We start from the raw sequence: 3,117 nt of genomic DNA on the forward strand, positions 1-3,117 counted from the left end.
GGAGCAGAGTTGCCGGCCACCGGTCTAGGAGCAACCCCCGCCTACAATGAATGGACCGATCTCTGGCGCGCACGGTGGACGTGGGATCGCGTCGCCAAGGGCACCCACACGCGCGCCAACTGCATCTCGGCCTGCTCCTGGAACCTCTTCGTGAAGGACGGGATTGTCTGGAAGGAGGAACAGAACGCGGTCTACGAGCGCCCGCGCACGGACGTGCCCGACTCCAACCCACGGGGCTGTCAGAAGGGCGCCTGCTACAGCGACCTCGAATCTGGCCACACCCGGTTGCTCTATCCGCTCAAGCGCGCCGGGGAACGTGGCGAGGGTAAATGGCAGCGCCTCTCCTGGGACCAGGCGTACACCGAAATCGCCGACAAGCTGATCGATGCGGCGGTGGCGGAGGGCACCGAGTCCATCGTCTATGACCACGGCACCACCAATGCCGGCTACGGCCCCGAGACCGCCGGCGAGATGCGTTTTACCGACGGCATCGGGGCGACCGTCCTCGATTCGTGGTCCGGCGTCGGTGACATGCCCATGGGCTGCGTGCAGACCTGGGGCATGTACAACTGCGAGGGCACCTCGGACGATTGGTTCCGCTCCGATTACATCATCGTCTGGATCGGCAATCCGGTCTACACCCGTATTCCAGACGCCCACTTCATGTACGAGGCCCGCTACCGCGGCGCCAAGGTGGTGGTGATCGCCCCCGATTACAACGCCACCGCCATCCACGCTGATATGTGGCTCAACCTCAAGCCCGAGACCGACGCGGCCTTGGGCTTGGCGGCGGCCAAAGTGATCATCGACGAGAACCTCTACAAGCCCGACCACGTCCGCGAGCAAACCGATCTGCCCATCCTCGTGCGCGAAGACACCGGCCGCTTTCTGCGCCAGGCCGACTTGGAGGCCGGCGGTGCCGACAATCTCTTTTACTTCTGGGATGAGGCGACGGGAAAGCCGGTGCCGGTTCCTGGCTGCGAAGGCGACGGCGGGCGCTCCATCGCGCTCGGTGCGCTCAAGCCCGCACTCACCGGCCGCTTCACGGTGAAGTTGGCCGATGGCAAGCAGGTGACGGTGCAGCCGGTCTTCGAGCGCCTGCGCGCGCAACTCGCCCAATACACGCTCGAGAAGGCGAGTGCGATCACGCGTCTGTCGCCAGCCATTATCCGTCAGTTTGCGCATGAAGTGGCCGCCGCCAATAACGCGATGATTTTCGCATCATGGGGGTCCTGCAAGCACCACCACAGCGACCTGTTCCAGCGCACCATGATTCTGCTCCTGGCGCTCACCGGCAATCAGGGCAAGCCCGGCAGCGGCCTGCGTGTGGCCGCGTGGTGGGCCTTGGACGGCCAGGAGCAGATGACGGGCTCGAAGATGAGCACGATGGATATGCTGCGGGTCATTCCCAAGGCCATCCGCGGACTTCAGCCGCGCGACTACGAGCAGCTCTACACTCAGTACAGTGAGACGGCGCCGAACACCCCGCTCATGCCGTTCCTGTACGTGCATGGCGGCTACCGCGAGTTGTGGTCGCGCGCGGATCTGGCCGACCCGGCGCTGCCGCGCGGCATGGACGAGTTCATGCGGCTCTCGATAGAACGGGGATGGACCAAGATTCATCCACGCCCGGACCGCCGCCCGCGCGCGTTTATCTTCACCGGCTCGAATCCGTTACGGCGCTGGCCGGCGCCGCAGTACGCCAAGAAGCACTTCTTCAAGAAGCTCGACACCATCGTGTCGGTGAATTTCCGTATGAGCACGACGACGATGTATGCCGACTACGTGCTGCCGAACGCGGGATACTACGAACAGCATGGCATCAAGTACGCGCAGAGCTACGTGCCGTACGTCATCTTGTCGGACCAGGCCGCGAAACCGCGCGGTGAGGCGAAACCGACCTGGGAGATGTTCGGGCTGCTCGCCGAACGGGTTTCCCAACGCGCCCGTGAGCGCAACGTGGGACTGGTGCGCGGATTCAACGATGCGGCCCTCGACCTCACCAATGCCTACTCGCACTTCACCGCCAAGGGGCACTATGATCCACACGATCCGCAGGATCCGGTCAAGATGATCGACGACATCATGAGCCGCAGCCCGAGTGTCGGCAAGATCAGTGGCGCGGAAGCCGTGCGCCTGGGGGTGGTCCGCATCACCGGGCCAGCGCGGCCCTCGCCGGTCTACGCCACCAGTAGTGACTACGATCCCAAGGACACCTACTGGCCGCACCGCTGGTATTTCGAAGACAAGGTGCCGTGGCCGACGCTGACCGGCCGCCAGCAGTTTTACATCGATCACGAGTGGTATCTGGAAGCGGGCGAAGCGCTACCGGTGCACAAAGAGCCCCCCAACGCCCGCAGCAAATACCCCCTGCACATCAACGGCGGCCACACGCGCTGGAGTATCCACGCCATCTGGCGCGATCACCGATTCATGCTGCGGCTGCAGCGGGGTGAGCCGGCGTGTTTCGTCAGCCCCGTGGACTGCGCGCCGCGCAGCATCAACGACGGCGACCGCATCCGCGTCTACAACGACGCCGGTGAGTTCCAGGTGATCGCTAAAGTGTCACCATCCGTACAACCCGGCGAAGTGATCATCTACCACGCCTGGGAGCCCTTCCAGTTCAAGAACTGGAAAGGACAGCAGGAGCCGGTCGAGGCGCCGTGGAAGGCAATCCATCTCGCCGGCGGTTACGGTCACATCCACTACCGCATGTTCTACGGCTCACCGGGCCACTCGCCGCGTGGCGCGCCGGTGGAGATGGAACGCGCCTAGCCCCGCATGCGGCTCTGAAGGAAACACGAGGCGGACCCGCCTCAGCTTGCCGGGTCCGCCTCGCCCATCATCTTGCTAAAACCTCCACGTGAAGCCGCCCCTGAGGCGGTAATCACGCACAAGCTGGAGGGCCGAGTTGTTCTGCTCAAAGGGCACATCGACGGCTAACTCGGCGCCAGCGGTCATGCCCCAAGTGAACAGCACGCTTGGGCCGACGAACAGGGCGGTCAGCGCCGTGTCGTTCTGCCTCGTGCCGGCAAGATCATCCTTGCCCTTGGACTCGCCCGAGACGACCGCTTGGACACCGAGTGAGTAGCTGTGGTCCAAAAGCGCGAAGACGCC

2 protein-coding genes are annotated in these 3,117 nt (G+C 64.2%); one reads left to right on the plus strand and one right to left on the minus strand.

What is annotated here, in order from left to right; all coding sequences use genetic code 11:
• The coding region (locus VF515_07785) for a molybdopterin-dependent oxidoreductase (protein HEX7407535.1) at window positions 1-2,775 on the plus strand (2,775 nt) is incomplete at its 5' end.
• A gap of 75 nt (window positions 2,776-2,850) precedes the next feature.
• On the opposite strand, the gene VF515_07790 is transcribed toward VF515_07785, so the two are convergent.
• Window positions 2,851-3,117, minus strand: a 267-nt coding sequence (locus tag VF515_07790; protein ID HEX7407536.1) for a hypothetical protein, incomplete at its 5' end; no start/stop codon positions are given.

The organism is Candidatus Binatia bacterium, from assembly GCA_036382395.1.
Classification (GTDB): domain Bacteria; phylum Desulfobacterota; class Binatia; order HRBIN30; family HRBIN30; genus JAGDMS01.